Annotated in this window: 19 protein-coding genes and 2 riboswitches; all 19 genes read left to right on the top strand. The window is 36.8% G+C overall.

Annotated elements, in window-relative coordinates:
- The first annotated feature begins 566 nt into the window (after window positions 1-566).
- The 19 genes from QKW49_RS11645 (at window position 567) to glmL (ending at window position 19,225) form a co-directional block, all read left to right on the top strand.
- Window positions 567-971, top strand: coding sequence for a GFA family protein (locus QKW49_RS11645; RefSeq protein ID WP_282867699.1), 405 nt, complete (start codon window positions 567-569; stop codon window positions 969-971).
- Between the two features lie 206 nt (window positions 972-1,177).
- The gene (locus tag QKW49_RS11640) at window positions 1,178-2,077 is read left to right on the top strand and encodes a DUF1186 domain-containing protein (protein ID WP_349239110.1); all 900 of its coding nucleotides are present in this window, start codon (window positions 1,178-1,180) and stop codon (window positions 2,075-2,077) included.
- Window positions 2,078-2,127: 50 nt separating this feature from the next.
- On the top strand, window positions 2,128-2,415 hold the full coding sequence (locus QKW49_RS11630) for a hypothetical protein (protein ID WP_282867698.1): 288 nt from the start codon (window positions 2,128-2,130) through the stop codon (window positions 2,413-2,415).
- Between the two features lie 9 nt (window positions 2,416-2,424).
- On the top strand, window positions 2,425-2,661 hold the full coding sequence (locus QKW49_RS11625; protein WP_282867697.1) for an SEC-C metal-binding domain-containing protein: 237 nt from the start codon (window positions 2,425-2,427) through the stop codon (window positions 2,659-2,661).
- Window positions 2,662-2,676: 15 nt separating this feature from the next.
- Window positions 2,677-3,111 (top strand): hypothetical protein, encoded by a 435-nt coding sequence (locus tag QKW49_RS11620; RefSeq protein WP_282867696.1) that lies wholly within the window; start codon window positions 2,677-2,679, stop codon window positions 3,109-3,111.
- A gap of 902 nt (window positions 3,112-4,013) precedes the next feature.
- Window positions 4,014-4,097, top strand: a riboswitch (cyclic di-GMP riboswitch).
- Between the two features lie 115 nt (window positions 4,098-4,212).
- On the top strand, window positions 4,213-4,668 hold the full coding sequence (locus QKW49_RS11615) for a LysM peptidoglycan-binding domain-containing protein (protein ID WP_282867695.1): 456 nt from the start codon (window positions 4,213-4,215) through the stop codon (window positions 4,666-4,668).
- 421 nt (window positions 4,669-5,089) lie between these two features.
- Window positions 5,090-5,175: riboswitch (cyclic di-GMP riboswitch) on the top strand.
- A gap of 217 nt (window positions 5,176-5,392) precedes the next feature.
- Window positions 5,393-6,409, top strand: coding sequence for an HD domain-containing phosphohydrolase (locus QKW49_RS11610; protein ID WP_282867694.1), 1,017 nt, complete (start codon window positions 5,393-5,395; stop codon window positions 6,407-6,409).
- A 224-nt stretch (window positions 6,410-6,633) separates the two neighbouring features.
- On the top strand, window positions 6,634-7,332 hold the full coding sequence (locus tag QKW49_RS11605; RefSeq protein ID WP_282867693.1) for a FadR/GntR family transcriptional regulator: 699 nt from the start codon (window positions 6,634-6,636) through the stop codon (window positions 7,330-7,332).
- Window positions 7,333-7,651: 319 nt separating this feature from the next.
- Window positions 7,652-8,518, top strand: coding sequence for a transketolase (locus QKW49_RS11600; protein WP_349239109.1), 867 nt, complete (start codon window positions 7,652-7,654; stop codon window positions 8,516-8,518).
- Window positions 8,519-8,528: 10 nt separating this feature from the next.
- The gene (locus QKW49_RS11595) at window positions 8,529-9,464 is read left to right on the top strand and encodes a transketolase family protein (RefSeq protein ID WP_282867692.1); all 936 of its coding nucleotides are present in this window, start codon (window positions 8,529-8,531) and stop codon (window positions 9,462-9,464) included.
- A gap of 53 nt (window positions 9,465-9,517) precedes the next feature.
- Complete coding sequence (gene garR / locus QKW49_RS11590; protein ID WP_349239108.1) at window positions 9,518-10,402, top strand: 2-hydroxy-3-oxopropionate reductase; 885 nt, start codon at window positions 9,518-9,520, stop codon at window positions 10,400-10,402.
- Window positions 10,403-10,439: 37 nt separating this feature from the next.
- On the top strand, window positions 10,440-10,943 hold the full coding sequence (locus QKW49_RS11585) for a TRAP transporter small permease (RefSeq protein WP_282867691.1): 504 nt from the start codon (window positions 10,440-10,442) through the stop codon (window positions 10,941-10,943).
- Between the two features lie 17 nt (window positions 10,944-10,960).
- Complete coding sequence (locus tag QKW49_RS11580) at window positions 10,961-12,241, top strand: TRAP transporter large permease (RefSeq protein WP_282867690.1); 1,281 nt, start codon at window positions 10,961-10,963, stop codon at window positions 12,239-12,241.
- A gap of 109 nt (window positions 12,242-12,350) precedes the next feature.
- Window positions 12,351-13,445: a DctP family TRAP transporter solute-binding subunit gene (locus QKW49_RS11575; protein ID WP_282867689.1), complete on the top strand. Its 1,095-nt coding sequence runs from the start codon at window positions 12,351-12,353 to the stop codon at window positions 13,443-13,445.
- Between the two features lie 256 nt (window positions 13,446-13,701).
- Window positions 13,702-14,724, top strand: a complete 1,023-nt coding sequence (locus tag QKW49_RS11570; protein ID WP_282867688.1) for a galactitol-1-phosphate 5-dehydrogenase — start codon at window positions 13,702-13,704, stop codon at window positions 14,722-14,724.
- A gap of 546 nt (window positions 14,725-15,270) precedes the next feature.
- A complete protein-coding gene (locus QKW49_RS11565) occupies window positions 15,271-15,966 on the top strand; it encodes a FadR/GntR family transcriptional regulator (RefSeq protein ID WP_282867687.1) in 696 nt (231 codons plus the stop codon).
- Window positions 15,967-16,010: 44 nt separating this feature from the next.
- Complete coding sequence (gene dgoD / locus QKW49_RS11560) at window positions 16,011-17,159, top strand: galactonate dehydratase (RefSeq protein WP_282867686.1); 1,149 nt, start codon at window positions 16,011-16,013, stop codon at window positions 17,157-17,159.
- Window positions 17,160-17,410: 251 nt separating this feature from the next.
- A complete protein-coding gene (gene glmS / locus QKW49_RS11555; RefSeq protein ID WP_282867685.1) occupies window positions 17,411-17,827 on the top strand; it encodes a methylaspartate mutase subunit S in 417 nt (138 codons plus the stop codon).
- Complete coding sequence (glmL, locus tag QKW49_RS11550) at window positions 17,828-19,225, top strand: methylaspartate mutase accessory protein GlmL (RefSeq protein WP_282867684.1); 1,398 nt, start codon at window positions 17,828-17,830, stop codon at window positions 19,223-19,225. It begins immediately after the preceding gene.
- Window positions 19,226-19,452: the final 227 nt, after the last annotated feature.

Raw genomic sequence — 19,452 nt, 5'->3', positions numbered from 1 at the left:
ACAGTCCAACTGCTAAATTTTAAAAAATATGTTTAGGTAACAGTTTATGTGGTATTAATATTACATAACAAACAAAGGAGATGATTCCCTTGCACAATAAAATGTATGGAATCAATAGATCACTATAAAATGCCTGAAAGAATGTTTGATAGATGAAACAAAAGGTGCTTCCACCTAAAGAGGAATACAGGCAGTGAATGGAAGAAAAACTCAATAAAGCTTATACATGACGGAGATGGTGCCATTGGTGATTAGCTTTTAAATGGAAGTTGTTTTTTTGAACAGAGGGATCTCTGATTAGATAGATTCTATTTGAGGAGGTCAAGGTAGTTTAACTGTTATTTAAGTCAGTATTTGTTGTTAAGATTGTAGTAAAGCTAAATGCAAATTAATATATAATTCGGAATGGAAAAGAGTCTAGTATGAGTTTCATGCTTAGGCTCTTTTCTTTTCCTTGAGATATGGAAAAATCTTGTGGGAATGTTTTAGTTTCTAAAGATATGTGATACAATCGACTCTGATACGAAATCAGATATAACGGAGAATTATTGAAGGGAGATTTGATTATGAAATATACAGGATCATGTCTTTGTGGTGAAGTTACTTTTGAGATAGAAGGGGATTTTGAAAAATTTTTTCTTTGTCATTGTGAACGATGCCGTAAGGATACAGGTTCAGCCCATGCAGCCAATCTGTTTTCTTCTACAGCCGAGTTAAGATGGCTGTCTGGTGAAGATAAAGCTAAAACCTTTAACTTGCGTTCAGAAGGACACATAAAAAGCTTTTGCATCAATTGCGGATCAGCTCTGCCAAATATTCAATTTGATGGAAAACTACTGGTGGTTCCCGCAGGAAGTATTGATAGTGACATAAACATTAAACCGCGAGGGCATATCTATTATGCAAACAAAGCAAGCTGGGATAATGACTTAGAGAAAGTACCAAAGTTTGAAGAACTCCCAAATGGATGAAGAAAAGAAACATTATTCTTCAAAATTGGTTTACATTGAGAAGATACTCTGCCATCAAGGAAGAAATATGTCTTAACGGCATAATTTTTGTCTACTCCACGCACGTGGAGACGGTAACACTGCTATATAGAACTTAAACACATTGATGTGACTGGGTTTGGCGGGCTTACGAATAAAATTACCGAATAAAATAAGGAGTTGGAGCAATGCAGGAACTAATAAAGAAGATTGAGTATAATAATGGCGTTTTCCCTAGGGATGCAATAAAAGAGATTATTGATAGAAAAGATGAAGCTATACCATACTTGATTGATATAGTTAAGCAAGTCAGAGATAATTCGGAAAAGTATAAAAATGAGCATAAGTACTTTGCTCATATCTACGCAGTCTACCTTCTGGCTCAATTTAGGGTCAAAGAGCTGTTTCCTATTTTTCTGGATATTTTAAACCTATCTGGTACAATGCCACACGATTTGTTTGGAGATGTGATATGTGAAGATGCAGGAAGAATACTAGCTACAGTGTACCATGATGATGCTCAACCTATAAAGAACCTGATAACGAATGTAGAAGCGGATGAATATGCTCGAGGTCAAGCACTGAGAGCATTGGCAATATTGGTGCTCAATGATAGAATGGAAAGAAATGTGGTTCTGAATTATTACAAAGAGCTATTGAATGGAGGCTTAGAAGATCAGCATCCGTATGTTTTAGCCGAAGTAGTAGTCTATTCTGATGAACTATATCCTCAAGAAATCTATGACGAAATTAAAAATGCGTTTAATAATGACATGATTGATGAAGGAGTTATTGGAATTGAGTCAGTTAATCGAACACTGAGAAGAGACCAGATATCTGTTATTGAAAGTTCAAAAAATAATACACATATGAAGCTGATAGATGATACTATAGCAGAAATAGAGCACTGGGCATGCTTCCATATAGATTGTGAAGAGCGGAAGAGAAAACGAATGCTACAAAATAAAATGATAGAGGGTAGTAAGAAATCAAATACACAGACAGTTGTTAAAGATTTAAAAGTTGGACGAAACGATCCCTGCCCCTGTGGTAGTGGTAAGAAATATAAGAAATGTTGTGGTGGATGAGAAAAAGATGTGAACCAATGAGTTTTACAGGGAAATGACATATATATGATATGGAACAGTGGGATGAAGATTATTTTAACATGGAAGTACAGGCATATATTGATGTTTTGCCTGATAATCTCGGCAACTTTCAATTTGGTTTAATATCAGCTCAGTTACATGGCAGGACAATAGATTATGCTGGGAAAAACCGATTTGAGTTTACTTTTGAAGGAAATGATGAAGGTGAACCAGTGAATGGTTATGGGTGGGTAATGTACAAAGAAAAGGATGTAATTGAGGGTGAGTTCAGGTTTCATCTGGGCGATTCATCGTATTTTGTGGCAAGAAAGGCGTGAAAATAGATTATGTATATTGATGGTATTGGTGAAATAGATGAAGATGTATCAGAAGAAGAGATTGTTGAGATAAAGCGGTTATTAGCAGAGAAGGAGCGACTTGAGGAAGAAGCCGAGCGGTTAAAAAACAAGATTAATGAATTGAAACCCCAGATACATGCATTAGCTAAAAAAGAGAATATTGGGAGAAATGACCCGTGTCTCTGTGGAAGTGGCAAAAAATATAAAAAATGCTGTGGTAGATAAAAAGGTGAGATTTTTATGCTGATACTTCAATGTACAAAGAAACTGGAAGATGAACTTAAAGTCAGTTTGCAAAACATAATTCCAATAGGATCAGATGGATTATATTCCTGGCATGCCAATCTGTTTATCTATAACCGGAGAAAGTGTGCCATAATTATGAACGATAAAACCAGATTCTGCTTTATCCTTTATGGGTTGAAAAAAGAGCATGTCAAGGATTTTGACAGAGTTGTGAAAGCGGCAATAGCTGAGAACCTCGCAGCTGAAGGAATTGAACAGGCTATTATTGATAAGTATTTTCAGGAATCCGGTAGTATCCTTTACACGAAAACCAGTGACCGTAGTACATTGGGTCAGATGAATGACATGGTTTTTATGGCTACGCAGGTTTACCTGGAGAAAACTATTAATATTAGCATCTATTACGGCAACGTTACTATTAGTATATAAAATAACTAGCATAATTGATAAACTATTAATACTGTTTTAACTACTGCTTATTCCCATATATAATATACCTATAAAAAAAAATAAATGCTGTCAATAAAACATTTGACTTTTCCTGCGAACCGAGATGATATGCTCATTAATAATTTATGGAGGTGCAACACATGAATAAATACTATTTCCTTATATTCTTTGGAATATCTCTATTTATTGCAACATTAAAGTCATTAACATTTATCCAACAAATAACATGCGGGATAATATCTATTATACTGTTATCAATGTTTTTATTTATGTATATTAGGGATAAAAGGAAGAATCATATAGAATAGTATTTAGTAATTACATTCTTCTAATCCAAATTTCTTATAATCTTGATTAATACAATATTAACAATTACTTTAATTTAACCGAATACATGAGCAGTCTCATTGTTTATTATCTAATCCACATTTTGTAAGTATGTAAGTCAAGTAGTTCCGAAAAATAAATAACAAGCATTAAATGAATTCTTGTGCCATTCTAGTGCCAATTTGCACGAAAAAGCATGAACAAATAAGAAAAAATATTCCAAAAGCACGTAAAACCAAGTAAAAATATATGCAAATAAAGCTATACATATACAAAACGCACCTTCTTTTAATCAAGGTGTCCCACGTTCGAGTCGCGGATGGCTCACCACTAAGACCTTCTATCTATATGGATAGAGGGTTTTTTGCTGTTCAAATGCAAACTGTAAAGTTTCCTACCATTTTTTATTGCGAATAATTAAAAAAATTTCTATTTTTAATAAAAAAAAAGAAGGAATTTGTAATATAATGTCGAATGTATTAAGATATAAATAGGACTATATACCTATTGTGTAGGACTGGGGTCGTATATGAGGATATCCATTTAATAATCGATGACAATAAAGGCACACTTGTCGAAAGGCAGGGTCGCAAAGCTATGAGTCTAAGGGTAATACCTATGATTGTCAGGTTGCAGAAATAGAAATAATTACTGAGCGTTCTATTTTTAAGCACCTGTGAGAGTTCATAGGTGCTTAAATTATTTCTCATGACAGCTTTCGTTTTAATAGATTACATAATGGAGGGATAGGCTATGAGTTATGCTTATATGACAATATTTAGAATCAAGACATTTTTAAATAAAGCTCAGCAAGAATACCATCGTATTAAAGAATGGCTGCACAATATAGGGTTATTTATAAAATTATTCATTGATGGGATCAGGGATGTTAGGTTAAAAGTCATTAATGTAAAAAGATTATTAATCTTTTTTATAATGTTGGTTATATGTAGTGCTGTTTTTGGTAGTATTTTAATTTCTAATCTTCAGGTTAATAAACAATCAGTTGTAAGATACGTTAATGTATATACCACAAATGGTGATACGTTGTGGGATATTGCAAAGGAATATAATAATAATAAATTGGATATTAGACAGTATGTAGAAATGATTCTTATAGAAAATAATATGGAAAGCAGTATGATTAAGGCTGGGCAAGTACTTAAAGTTCCTATATTTAATAATGTTGAGATAGGATTGGCAGATTAATGTGGTTTAGATGAGAATAGTATGAGTTTTAGTTATAAGGAATCCAGTTATTACTATATTCATTAATAGTATAAGTTGCATAAGGAGATGAGTGCACTACTATGAAATGAGGATTATAAAAAGGAAGTTGCAGAGAAAATTAAGGTTAGAGTGGTAACCTGGAGTATAAAATAATATTTATCATTATACATGGCATCTAGTCTTATAGCTAGGTGTTTTTTTGTAAAAATAGATTTTCCAAAAATTATAAAATAATTAAATGTTTAAAGTATCTATTATGTTAATTAATTATCATAGTTACAAAAAATGTTGAAATCTGTAATATATTAGTTTATAATACATATAGGACTAATGGTCTATTTTAAATGGTAAAAGAACACTATAGTCCTATGTATACTCAATAAAATTAAATATATATGATGGTCGATAATAGCACATTTACCGAAAGGTAAAGCCGCAAAGCCATGGGTCTACGGGATTTAATTCTATGACTGCCAGGTTGCCGAAACTTAGTATACTTTGATTATTAGTATGTTAAAGGCACCTATTATAGGTGCCTTTTATATTATTCTTCGATGACATTGCTGTGAAGTATCTAAATTTTATAAAGGGAAGATATGTGGCAGTACATCGGCGGATAACGGTTTCTAAGGATAAAGGGAGTTGAATTTCTGTCTGAATCTAAGAAATCGTACTTATTACGATTTTTGGTGGAGGTAGTTATATGATAAGTAGTATTATTGAGAGACAATGTATTGACAGTAAAGATTTAACCGACCTGTGTTTTTTTGATAGTATTAGCGACCCCATACTTATTCATGATTTTTATGGGAATCTTATCTATGTGAATAGAAGTGCCACAAAGATATACGGATATCTGGAAGATGAATTAATTGGAAAAAATATTTGTGAAATAAGAGGGGAACTAGCCGGCACTATGGATATTCGTTCTCAGTCTTTAAAAAATAATGGTCAAGATGTATTTGAAGCCTTTGAACATCGTAAAGATGGCTCTATTATATATGTACGTGTACACCAGTATATCTTAAAGAAATGTAATAATGGACTCATACTCACCGTTGTTCACCACCTTTCTGATATCGATGAGCGTACATATAACAGTACCAATAAAGAACGGTATAGTTTGGAACATTATTTAAGGATCGTTAATACTTTGCTTAGTATTACAGAAATACGAGACCCGTATACTGCCAATCATCAAAAAAGAGTAGCAAATTTAGCGTATAAAACAGCTCAAGTATTTGGTCTTAGCGCGGATAAAAGACAAGGAATATACATTGCAGGTTTGCTGCATGATATAGGCAAAATATACGTGCCAAATGAAATATTAACAAGACCGGGTAGGATTAATGATTATGAATTTAGTATTATTAAAAAGCATAGTGAAATCGGATATAGTATACTGAGTAAATTGTGTTTTCCATGGAAGATTAAAGATTATGTAATACAGCACCATGAAAGAATAGATGGTACAGGTTATCCTTTTAAGCTTACCGGTGATAATATTTATTTAGAATCCATGGTTTTAGCGGTAGCAGATGTTGTGGAAGCCATGGCATCACATCGTCCTTATCGCCCGGCTCTAGGGATTGATAAAGCTCTTGAAGAAATAGAAGATGGGAAAAATACAATTTATAATTGTGATATAGTAAATGCATGCAAGTTAGTGTTGACTTCCAATACATTTGATTTTGACAAAGCCCCGGAAGATATGGAATAAGAGATATTAGCGAATTTTTAAACAGGTAGATTTTTTATTCTGAAAAAGACAAACATACTAGTGATGATAGTTACAAAATTAACAAAAGTTTTATCTGAAAAGAGGACAGATATTGAAAAAAAACGAATTATATGCTAGACTACCTGTATGATAGGATACCGTAGACAGGGTTTCTACCTTAGAACAAAAGGACTATATAAATATTAAGAAGTAGGCGATGGTGAATGGGAATAAAGCCAATAAAACGTACTAATGTTAGTAATAAAGTTTTTGAACAATTAAGAGACGAAATTATTTCAGGAGAATGGAAACCGGGAACTAGAATTCCATCTGAAAATGAACTTGCTCAACAATTAGATGTAAGTCGTATGACAGTTAGACAAGCTGTGCAGAAGTTAACAACTTTAGGGTTATTGGAAACACGCCCTGGGGAGGGGTCTTATGTAAAGGAGCCTTCACCGGGTGTCTATATGAACTCTATTATTCCGCTTGTTTTTTTGAGTGATGCAGCTACATTGGAAGTATTGGAGTTTAGGCAAGTAATTGAAGTTGAAACAGCGGGATTGGCAGCAAAAAAAGCAACTGAAGAAGATATAGAGGTACTTAAGGGAATTCTGGAGAAGATGCATAAGTGTAAGAATGACCCTGAAAAGTTTGCGATTGAAGATTTGAATTTTCATTTAGCATTGGCAGAATCTACAAAAAATTCTTTGCTCATACAGTTAACTCATATTATAAAGGATATATTAAGTGTTTCAATGAAAGATATAGTAAATACGTTAGGATCTCATATTGGGTTATATTATCATGAAAAGATCCTTGAAGCATTAATAGAGAAAGACAGGGTTAAAGCGAAGGAAGTAATGGAAGAACATGTGCAGACAACATGGGCAAATATGCTGGAAAAAAAGTCTAAGAAGTAGTCTTTTTTTATGTATACAATATTGAGATAAATGTCAACTAATTAAAATTTCAAAAAAATAATAAGAAATTATCATTTTTTTATTTACAATGTACAAGTAATCCAGTATAATAAGTATCAAGTTAGTTTTTTGGTTACAACAACATGTAGCACAACTAACAACAGATATCTGCTATACAACAGACGTTTAATGTTAAAGAAATATTTCTCAATGAAATTTAAACTTTCGCAGAAAGAATCGATTATTTATTATCAGCAAATCCATGGTAAAATCAACAACTTTATTTATCCGTTTATTTTAGTTCATTGATTTTGATATTTTGTTTAAAATCATTAAAGAAAGAAGGGTCAAAATGGTATCAAAAGAAGTAGTAAAGGCAGTAGAGGAAAAAGCTCTGCAATTAAGAGAAGATATTGTAGACATTATTGGCGTAGGAAAGGTAGGACATCTTGGTGGTTCCAGTTCTTGTGCCGATATTGTAGCTGCTCTATACTTTCATAAGATGAAAGTAGATCCAAAGAATCCGTCTGATGAAAATAGAGACAGATTCCTACTTAGTAAAGGACATGCAGCTTTAGTGCAATATGCTGCTTTGGCAGAGGCAGGATTTTTTCCGAAAGAGGAACTTAAGAAAGTAAAAACTTTAGGAGCAAAATTGCAAGGTCACCCTGATATGACTAAGACACCGGGGATTGAAGCAAATACCGGTTCGTTGGGGCAGGGATTGTCCATTGCGAATGGAATGGCGCTGGGACTCCGCTTGGATGGCAGTAAGAATAAAGTATACGTCATCATAGGTGATGGAGAACTGGCTGAAGGACAAATATGGGAAGCTGCCATGGCATCAGCAAACTTTGAGATTGATAACTTGGTAGCGATTGTAGATAGAAATAGATTACAGGCAACCGGCGCTGTAAAAGAAAGATTCAATACCAATCCTATCCCATCAAAGTGGGAAGCATTTGGATGGAATGTGATAGAAATTGATGGACATAATGTGGAACAAATCATAGAAGCCTTAGACAAAGCAGATAAAGCGAAAGGAAAACCAACAGTCATTATTGCAGAAACTATAAAAGGGAAAGGTATCTCCTTTGCTGAAAATAATGTGGCATATCATAATGGGTCAATGACTGAGGAACAATACGAAATAGCTAAAAAAGATCTAGAAAAGTTAAAGGCGTGAGGTGATAAAAATGAGTACAAAAAGTCAAAGAGTAGCTTATGGTGAAACATTAGTTGAACTTGGAAAAGAAAATAAAAATATCGTAGCTTTAGAAGCTGATTTGGGTAAATCAACAATGTCTTGCATGTTTGAGCAGGAATTCCCTGAAAGATATTTTGAAATGGGAATCGCTGAGCAAAATATGGCATCCACTGCGGCGGGACTTTCACTAACAGGAAAAATTCCATTTATCAGCACTTTTGCAATATTTGCAATGGGAAGAGCTTACGACCAATTAAGACAAACCATCTCCATTGCAAAGCTGAACGTAAAGATCTGCGGTTCAAGCTCAGGATTATCGGATTTTGGTGACGGGTCAACTCACCAAGCCGTAGAGGATATGGCAGTAATGAGAGCGATACCGAATATGACTGTCTTGGTACCGGTAGATGCGATAGAAACGAAGAAAATGGTAAAAGCAATGGCGAGCTATCCGGGACCTGTATATATCAGAATCAACAGAAATGACCTGCCTTTCTATACTGATGAAGCGCAGGAGTATGAAATAGGAAAAGTATATCAAATCAAAGATGGAAAAGATATGGTGGTATTTGCAAACGGCGTAATGGTATCCAAAGCAATGGAAGCAGCTGAACAATTAGAAAAAGAAGGCATCTCAGTAAAAGTTGTAAATGTAAGCACCATCAAGCCGTTAGACCAGCAGGCTGTTATAGAAATGGCCAAAGGATGCAAAGGGGTCGTAACAGCAGAAGAACACAGCATTATAGGCGGACTGGGAAGTGCGATTGCTGAGGCATTAAGAATGGAAAGCAATCTTCCGATCGAGTTCGTTGGCGTGAAAGACTGTTTCGGGACATCTGCAAGCAACTATGATGAGTTGATGGAATACTATGGTTTGACATCTCAGGCAATTGTAGAGGCTGTAAAAAAGGTGTTTAATAAATAGTCTAAAAGAGCATAATTTTAAAATGATTATAACATTTAACAGGAGGCATATATATGAAAATCGGATTTGTCGGATTAGGAATTATGGGAAAACCTATGTCAAAAAACTTGCTTAAAGCAGGATATGAGCTGGTAGTATTTGATATTAATAAAGACGCGGTGAATGAAGTGGTTGAAGCCGGCGCTACAGCAGGAAATTCACCAAAAGATGTAGCATCACAATGTGAATATATCATTACCATGCTGCCGAATTCACCCCATGTAAAAACCGTTGTATTAGGGGAAAATGGTGTATTGGAAGGTGCTAAAGCTGGAAGTATCGTGATAGATATGAGTTCTATCGCACCGCTGGCTTCTAAAGAAGTATCTGCAAAGCTGGCTGAAAAAGGGGTAGAGATGTTGGATGCTCCGGTAAGCGGAGGAGAACCGAAAGCGGTTGATGGAACCTTATCCATTATGGTAGGCGGAAAGCAGGAAGTCTTTGATAAATGTAAAGATATATTAAGCAAGATGGGTGCATCCGTAGTACTTTGCGGCGAGATTGGCGCAGGTAATACCACTAAGCTTGCAAATCAGATTATTGTAGCATTAAATATCGCAGCGATGTCTGAAGCTTTAGTATTGGGAACAAAAGCAGGAGTAAGTCCGGAAGCGATTTATAATGCGATCCGCGGAGGCCTTGCAGGCAGCACGGTATTGGATGCAAAAGCACCAATGGTAATGGCAGGAAACTTCAAACCTGGCTTTAGAATTGATTTGCATATAAAAGATTTAGCAAACGCAATTGAAACCGGAAGAGAAGTAGGAGCGCCTTTAATGCTCACAAGCCAGGTAATGGAAATATTACAGGCTTTAAAAGTAGACGGTAAAGGACAGAACGACCACAGCGGGATCGTTCAGTTCTATGAGAAGTTAGCACAAGTAGAAGTAAGAAAGTAATAGGTATTAGGTATCAAGTTGCTGGAGGAGGAAAAGTATGGGGGTAATACGTAGTATTTACGAGCGTTTGTTAACCGGCATTAAATACTTACTGGTATTATTGAGTACTGTGTTAATTGTGGTTGTTTTTTCAAACGTTATTAGTCGTTATTTCTTACACAATTCATTGGCATGGGCAGATGAAACTGCAAGGTTCTTATTTATATGGATAACCTTTTTAGGAGCAGTTTTAGCGCACGATAGAAGTGAACACATGAATCTAGACATTGTTATTCAAAGCGTGCCTAGAAAAGTAGGGTTAACACTTCTAGTCATAGCGAATTTGATTGTGGTGGGTATCCTAATCCTGATCACTAAAGGTGGATTTACCGTTGTGATTGAGAATTATGAGTGGATGACTCCGGCTTTAGAGATTTCTTATGGGATGGTATACAGCGTTGTTCCTGCATGCGGCGTAATTTTATTGCTGCAAACCTTAGCTAGAATAGTAAAAATTATAAAATTATTTGGATCATCCGGCGGATTATCCACACAACGATAAGGGAGGGTGTCTAGAGAATGCTTGCAGCTTTTTTAATAACGTTATTTGGTTTGATATTAATTAATGTACCTGTTGCTTTCTGTCTTATTGCAACAGCGATTGTGATGATGATGCTTCAAAGTAATACTGTTTCTGCACAAATTCTTACCCAGAGCCTGATCAAAGGTGTAGATAGTTTTCCGCTATTGGCTATTCCTTTCTTTATGATCGCAGGCGAAATCATGAATCAAGGAGGACTTTCATCTAAAATTGTGAAGTTTGCTCAAGCGTTGGTAGGTCATATTACTGGGGGAGTAGGATATGTAGGGGTAGTTGCCAGCATGATTTTTGCAGGCGTATCCGGTTCGGCGGTAGCAGATACGACAGCTGTTGGGTCAGTTTTGCTTCCCATTATGAAAGAAAACGGATATGAGAGCAATAAAAGTACTTCTTTGATTTGTTCGGCAGGTTGTATAGGTCCTATTATTCCGCCAAGTATCCCTTTGATTCTCTATGGAGTAACAGTAGGGGTTTCAATTGTCAAGCTATTTCTGGGAGGGATTGTCCCGGGCGTATTAATTGGGTTTGCTTTGATGACTGTATGGTACTTTCATGCGAAAAAGCACAATTACAGATCCGGAGGACGCGCTTCGGTGAAAGAGGTGCTTAAGGCCAGCAAAGAGGCCTTTTGGGCGATTATACTTCCTATCATTATTCTAGGAGGTATTGTAACAGGTATTGCTACACCTACTGAAGCAGCAGTTGTAGCGGTAGTATATGCTTTTGTGGTATCCAAGTTTATCTATAGAGAATTAAAGATGTCGCAGATGCCGGAGATACTGATTGATGCTGCAAGAGGGACTGCAGTAATTATGATGGTGGTAGGCGGTGCTACTACAGCAGCTTATCTTATTACCACCGCGCATATTCCTCAATTGTTGACCTCTGCACTCCTTGCGATTTCCGATAATATTTATGTTATTTTGTTCTTGGTTAATATTCTTCTCTTATTAGTAGGGTGTGTTATGGATATGGGTCCTGCAATTCTTATCCTAGCGCCGATTTTACTGCCGCTAATAGAAGGATTTGGTCTTGATCCGGTGCACTTCGGAGTAATCATGACGGTAAATCTTTGTATAGGGTTGTTAACACCGCCTGTAGGAAATGTTTTATACGTTGGAATAGGGCTTGGTAAAACGTCAATGGTAGAATTGACCAAAGCGATGTGGCCGTTTCTTGCGGTAATGGTAGCGGTACTGTTATTGATTACCTATACACCCGGGTTAGTAATGTTTATTCCAAATATGATAGGAAGATAGAAAGAGTATATCTCAAAAATTATTGTATATAAAAGGGGAGCTGCTTGATTAAGTAATCACCTTTTTATAGAAACAATCTAAGCAATCAAAAAATAAGGAGGAATTTACAATGGGAAAAAAATTAACAGCAATTCTTACAGCAGGAACTCTGCTGGCAACAATGTTAACTGGATGCGTCCAAGCTGGGAAGACTCCGCAGCAAAATGATCCGAAGCCTGAAGATAAGCCTGGAACACAGCAAGAAGCAAAAAACGATGCCAATGGAAAAGAACCAGAAATGGTTATTAAAGTCAGCAATGGTGTTGCAGAAAAGCATCCTGCCGTAGTAGCTTTAAGAGAGAAATTCAAGACAATCGTTGAAGAAAAGACAAATGGAAGATATGTAGTTGAAGTTTATCACAGCAATCAGTTGGGTGATGATGTAAAAGCTACCGAAGCTTTAAGAGCAGGGACGCTAGAAGCATGTGTCACTTCTACTGCTCCATTGGTAGGTTTTACAAAAGAGTTAGCTATTTTTGACATACCTTTCTTGTTCCCGGATGAAAAGACTGCAGATGCAGTATTGGATGGCCCTATTGGAGAAAAAATGTCAGCTTTAATGCCATCAAAAGGTTTGATCAACCTTGCATGGTGGGAAAATGGTTTCAGACATTTAACAAACAGTAAGTTAGCAGTAAAAACTCCGGAAGACTTAAAAGGAATGAAAGTAAGAACAATGGAAAATGCCTTCCATTTAGCTGCTTGGAAAGCGATGGGGGCTAATCCGACGCCAATGTCATGGTCAGAAGTGTTTACAGCACTTCAGCAGCATGCAATGGACGGACAAGAAAACCCTGTACCAAACTTTTATACTGCTAGAATCCACGAAGTAAATAAATATATCACTACTACCGGACATATTTATTCACCATTTATGTTCCTGTTTAGTAAAAAAATATTTGACACTATTCCAAAAGAAGACCAGGATATTATTATCGCAGCTGCAAAAGAAGCCGGTTTATATGAAAGACAGTTGAATAGAGAAGCAACTGAAACTTATTTAGCTGAAATTGAAAAAGAAGGCGGCGTAGTTACTAGATTAGCTGCAGAAGATAAAAAACCGTTTATGGAATTGACTGCTGGCGTTTGGGATGAGGTTGCTGACAAAGTAGGAAAAGATTTGGTAGAAGAATTAAAAGCTGAAATTGCAAAAGCTCAACAATAATAGTGGTTAGATAATTTTACAAATTACCCTTTAACAAATGTTAAAGGGTAATTTGTAGAATAAGCCATGAATAATGTTATAGAAGAATAGTGTTTAATATGGTATTTGTGTTTTTAATACAACAGAAATATAAGAATATATAATTAAATAATACGGTCTTATACATGCGTTAATGATTATTAAAATGGACTAAGGAAACAATGAAAGATTATTATAAATAGTTATTTTAAAAATACGAAATAGGAGATTGATGATAATGAAGGCACTGGTTTATCATGGTCCCGAGGACCTCAGATGGGAAGAAATTGAGGATGTACGTCCGGGCAAGGATGAAGTATTAATTAAAGTCAAAGCCTGTGGTATATGCGGATCGGATGTTCATGGATATCTAGGCATCACCGGAAGAAGAATCCCACCGATGGCAATGGGGCATGAATTCGCGGGGATTATTGAAGAAGTAGGAGAAGAAGTAACTACAGTGAAGGTAGGAGACCGCATTGCACCATATCCTGTTCTTTACTGCGGCGAGTGTGAGTTTTGTAAGCAAGGTAAACCGCATATTTGTCTTAATAAGAAAGCTTATGGTGTGTTAGAGTGTAATGGTGCCATGGCAGAATATATATGTATGCCTGCAAAGCTGATGTTCAAGCTTAGTGATAATGTATCCTATAACGTAGGTTCTATGATGGAACCTATGGCTGTTGCCTATAGAGGCGTAAATAACGCCGGTGATTTGAGCGGGAAAAAAGTACTCATTGTAGGTGCAGGAACCATTGGTATGCTGGTTTTGGCTATTGTTAAAATGCGGAATCCTGCAAAAGTATTTGTTTCAGATTTAAGTGATAGCAGACTGAGTGTAGCCAAGGAAATGGGCGCAGATATTGTAATTAATCCATCGAAGGACAATCTGGAGGAAATTATTCAAAAAGAAACGGAAGGTATGGGTGTAGATGTAGCTTTAGAAGCTGTAGGAGCGACTCCAACCGTTCAACAAGCAATGGCAAGCTTAAAGCTTGGAGGAACAGCCGTATGGATTGGTAATTCCGCTAAGATGATTAATATCAACATGCAGGAAATAGTAACAAGAGAGTTAAAGGTATTCGGTACTTTCCTTTACACACTTGAAGAGTTCGGAGAAGTCGTAGATATATTAAACAGCGGAAAACTTAACGTAGAACCTATGATAAGCCTAGTAGAACCAATGGAAAAAGGTGTTGAACTCTTTAAGCGGTTGGCAAAGGACCCTGGTCCATTGATTAAAGTGATCTTAACGGACTAATTTGATTTTACAGGCGTTATTGGGGATATGCAGGCAACCAAGTGTAAAATTACAATTTTTTGACTTATATATTATGCGGGTTTTGTAGGGGCGGACGACTCTGTCCACCCGCAGGTCATGCAACAATGTACCGGGCGGACAGGGTCGTCCGCCCCTACGAACAGTCGTGTGATATAACTTGGTGATTTTAAATTGAAGTTGATCATCTATAATTAATTTGTAGATTGAGATTAAGTAAAACATGTAATGGTCTATTCATTAAATTTCCAGTAGGGAGGAATCATCCTGTCCATCCTACTGGACCCCCATAATTCACAATATTATAGCAAGCTTATGTCACAACATGTAGCACAACCCACAAGTTGTGTGCAGGCCTTTATTATTATAAGATGATATACAAATTATTTATTGGAAAGGCTAAAGATAAGTTTAAAAATCATAGTAAAGATGGTATTATTGGTATATATAGGACAGTAGCGTTACTTGTAACGCAGAATGAAATATAAGGCAAAATACTTGTGATCTTATACGATAAGGGGTTAGGGTATGGGTATAAAATCGATTGGCAGAAAAAATGTAGTAGACGAAGTATACGCACAAATGAGAGAACTCATTTTAAGCGGAGAATGGCCTCCGAATAGTAAGATACCATCTGAGAATGAATTAAGCAGAGCATTTGATGTTAGCAGAAATACGATCAGAAACGCTATTCAAAAGCTGAAGACAATGGGTGTATTAATCACAAAACAAGGGGAAGGCAGTTTTGTATGCGGTTCAACGGCTGAAAATATAGCAGAAAGCTTTATTCCGGTAATATGCCTGAATAAAAAAGAAATTATAGAAATATTGGAGTTCAGAAAAATTATTGAGATCGAAAGTGTGGGTCTAGCCGCTATAAAAGGTAATGAGCAAGACATTAACACAATAAAACAATATTTGAATATGATGAGCAATGCGCTGCAAGATTACAGACAATACTCTATTGCGGATTATCAGTTTCATTTGAGTATTGCGAAAGCATCCCAAAATTCTATCCTGTATAGTGTGATGATCAAGCTGGAAGAATTGATTTATAGTCATCTTGAAGAAATGAATAAGGATTTGGGGCCAGCTATGAGTATCGAAAATCATAAAAAAATATTCAATGCGATTAAAGACAGAGAACCTGAGCTGGCGAGGCTTTTATTAAAAGAAAATATTGAATTAAGTATAAATATTTTAAAGAGTAAGTATACATCATAGCTCATCAACATGATTATTAAAAAATTGTAAAGGAGTTTATTATCATGAAGATTAGAAGTTTGGAATTATTTAAAGTACCTCCGCGTTGGCTATTTTTAAAAATAACTACAGAATCGGGTTTAGTAGGTTGGGGAGAACCTGTTGTTGAAGGTAAGGCAGACTCTGTGGCAGCAGCTGTAAAGGAAATGGAAGAATACTTAATTGGCAGAAGTGCCGGTGATATCGAAGATATATGGCAGGTACTCTACCGAGGCGGGTTCTACCGAGGCGGACCCATCTTGACAAGTGCTATTTCAGGAATTGAGCAGGCATTATGGGATATTAAAGGAAAAGCTCTTGGCGTACCGGTATATGAACTACTGGGTGGAGCGGTTAGAGATAAAATAAGGGTGTACTGCTGGATCGGTGGAGATAGACCTGGGAATGTAGCACAAGCTGCAAAAGAAAAAATGGAACAGGGATACACAGCAATAAAAATGAATGGAACGCCGGAAATCGGATGGATTGATTCTTTTCAAGTAGTACAGGATGTATTGGATAGAGTACAGGCTATCCGTGATCTTGCAGGGCATAAACTGGATATCGCCGTTGACTTCCATGGACGTGTGCACAAAGGAATGGCAAAAGTATTGATGAAAGAACTGGAACCTTATAAGTTGATGTTCGTAGAAGAACCGGTATTATGTGAGAATGAAGAAGCATTCGTTGAACTTAAGAGATGTACAAGTATACCTATTGCCACAGGTGAAAGAAATTATACACGCTGGGGATTCAAGAAGCTTCTTCACGATGGAGGCGTAGATATCATCCAACCCGATTTAAGTCATGCCGGAGGGATATTAGAGGTTAGAAAAATAGCTGCAATGGCGGAAGCTTATGATATTGCGGTAGCACCTCACTGTCCATTGGGTCCTATTGCGCTGGCATCATGCCTGCAGTTGGATTTCTGTTCACCTAATGCGTTTATACAGGAGCAGAGCTTAGGCATTCATTATAACCAAGGTTCCGATCTGCTAGACTATCTGGTAGATAAAACCGTATTTGAATATAAAGATGGATATGTTAGCAAATTGACTAAGCCTGGACTTGGGATAGAAGTGAATGAAGAAAAAGTGAGAGAGATGGCAAAGATAGGCCATAATTGGAAAAATCCTATTTGGAGAACAGTAGATGGTGTCATAGCCGAATGGTAAATTAAATACTTAAAAATAATAAAAAAAGCCGCTGATTAGCGGCTTTTTTTATTCTATCCATGTATACAAGTATAGCTGGATATCGGAATTTAAGTATACTTTTCAAATCTATTGAAATATTGGCCTGAAGGGATGATAATAAGAGTGACACGACAAAGTTACATTATAAGTATAGAAGCTGTAGCTCTTAAAAGTCAAAATTATTGGATAAGATACTACAATAATATATGCGTAAAAAGGTGGTGGAAAAAATGGAAAAAAAGACATTGGTGATGGGTGTGATAGGGGCGGATGTTCATGCTATAGGAAACAAGATTTTAGAATATGCGTTTAAACAAGCCGGTTTTAATATTGTAAATCTTGGGGTAATGGTATCACAGCAAGAATATATTAAAGCTGCAATAGAAACCGCGGCAGATGCTATTTTGGTTTCTTCATTATATGGGCATGGCGAAATAGATTGTCGTGGTTTAAGAGAAAAGTGCGATGAAGCAGGATTGGAAAAAGTGCCTCTATATGTAGGCGGTAATCTTGTGGTTGGAAAAACATCATTTGAGGAGGTAGAAAAGAAGTTTAAGGAAATGGGTTTTTACAGGGTATACCCTCCCGGTACGCCTCCTGAGCACACCATTGCGGATCTGAAAAATGATTTGGGAGTTGACGAGTAGATGCAGCCGGTCTTATTAATAGATTTTGGAAGTACCTATACAAAAGTTACGGCAGTAGATATTAGCAATGAATCAATCCTTGGAACTGCCAGGGCCTTTACTACGGTAGAAACGGATATTAGTGAAGGGTTGCAAAATGCTGAAGCGGCGTTGAAAGATAAAATAGGGCAGGTTGAATTCGAAACTCGGCTTGCTTGCAGCAGTGCAGCCGGAGGTCTCAAAATGGTGGCGGTGGGTTTAGTGCCTGACCTTACGGCGGAAGCCGCAAAGAGGGCCGCGTTGAGTGCAGGGGCAAAAGTTTTGAAGGTCTATTCCTATGAAGTAAATGAAGATGAGGCGCAGGAAATAAATAAGCTTATGCCGGATATCATCCTGCTGACAGGAGGAACTGACGGAGGAAATAAGCATGTAATTTTGCACAATGCAAAGGTAATATCTGAAATAGAAGGGCGGTTTCCCGTTGTGGTAGCCGGCAACAAATCAGTTGCACGGCAGGCAGCGGAAATCATAGAACGTTCAGGCAAACAAACAAGGATTTGTGAAAATGTAATGCCTGAGTTTAATGTATTAAATATTGAGCCTGCAAGGACTGCAATACGTGAAATATTCCTTCAAAGAATCATTCAGGCAAAAGGACTTACAAAAGTGCAGAGTTTAATACAAGGATTATTAATGCCCACTCCTTCAGCAGTTTTAAATGCGGCCCATAAGCTATCGACCGGTGTCGGTAATGAAAAAGGGATAGGAGATTTAATGGTAATAGACGTAGGGGGGGCTACAACCGATGTTCACTCTATTGCCGGTGGTGAGCCAACACGTTCCGGTGTTGTCATGAAAGGTCTTCCGGAACCTTTTGCAAAAAGGACCGTAGAAGGAGACCTGGGGGTACGTTACAGTGCTTTGGCACTAACAGAAGCGGTAGGGATAAAAGAACTGGAAAAGTATTCAGGCCTATCTGACCATACCATTATGAATCATGTTGAAAAAATTACCAGGTATCCCGAAACTCTTTCAAATGAGAATGTGGAAGCAGCGCTTGTTGATGATTCACTTGCAGCATTAGCAGTAAAGCATGCCGTTGAAAGGCATGTCGGTAATATAGAAACGGTATATACGCCTTTTGGTGTCACTTATTTGCAAACGGGAAAAGATGTAACCGGATTAGCTAAAGTGATTGGAACCGGAGGACCTATCATCAACAGTAATAATCCTACCGGTATCTTGAAACAAAGCCTTTTTGACGAAACAAATCCGGTAATGCTAAAGCCGCAAAAAGCTGATTTGATATTAGATAAAAGTTATATTTTAGCTGCGATGGGACTGTTGTGTGAGCACTATCCTGAAACAGCGGTAAGGATATTGAAAAGGGAATTACGATTAGTGGGGAGTGGGGAGTGAGGAGTGAGGAGTGGGGAGTATTCTTCTCTCAGGACATTTTTATAAAATAGAAGAAAAAGCTAATATAAACTTATTAGTGCCGTATAGAGAGTCAAAAGCAAAGTTAGAATAGAATTATTCTATATCCAAATTCCCAGATAATGAAGCTAATGTTCGTTTATAGAAGTAGATTCTATTTTGGAGCAGAGTGGAAGATTCCCTCCCCGCTATCCACTCCTCACTCCCCA

The organism is Petroclostridium sp. X23 (assembly GCF_030013905.1).
In the GTDB taxonomy this organism is placed as follows: Bacteria; Bacillota; Clostridia; order SK-Y3; family SK-Y3; genus X23.
The sequence above is the reverse complement of the archived record's forward strand: the minus strand, read 5'-3'. Positions and strand labels throughout refer to the sequence as shown.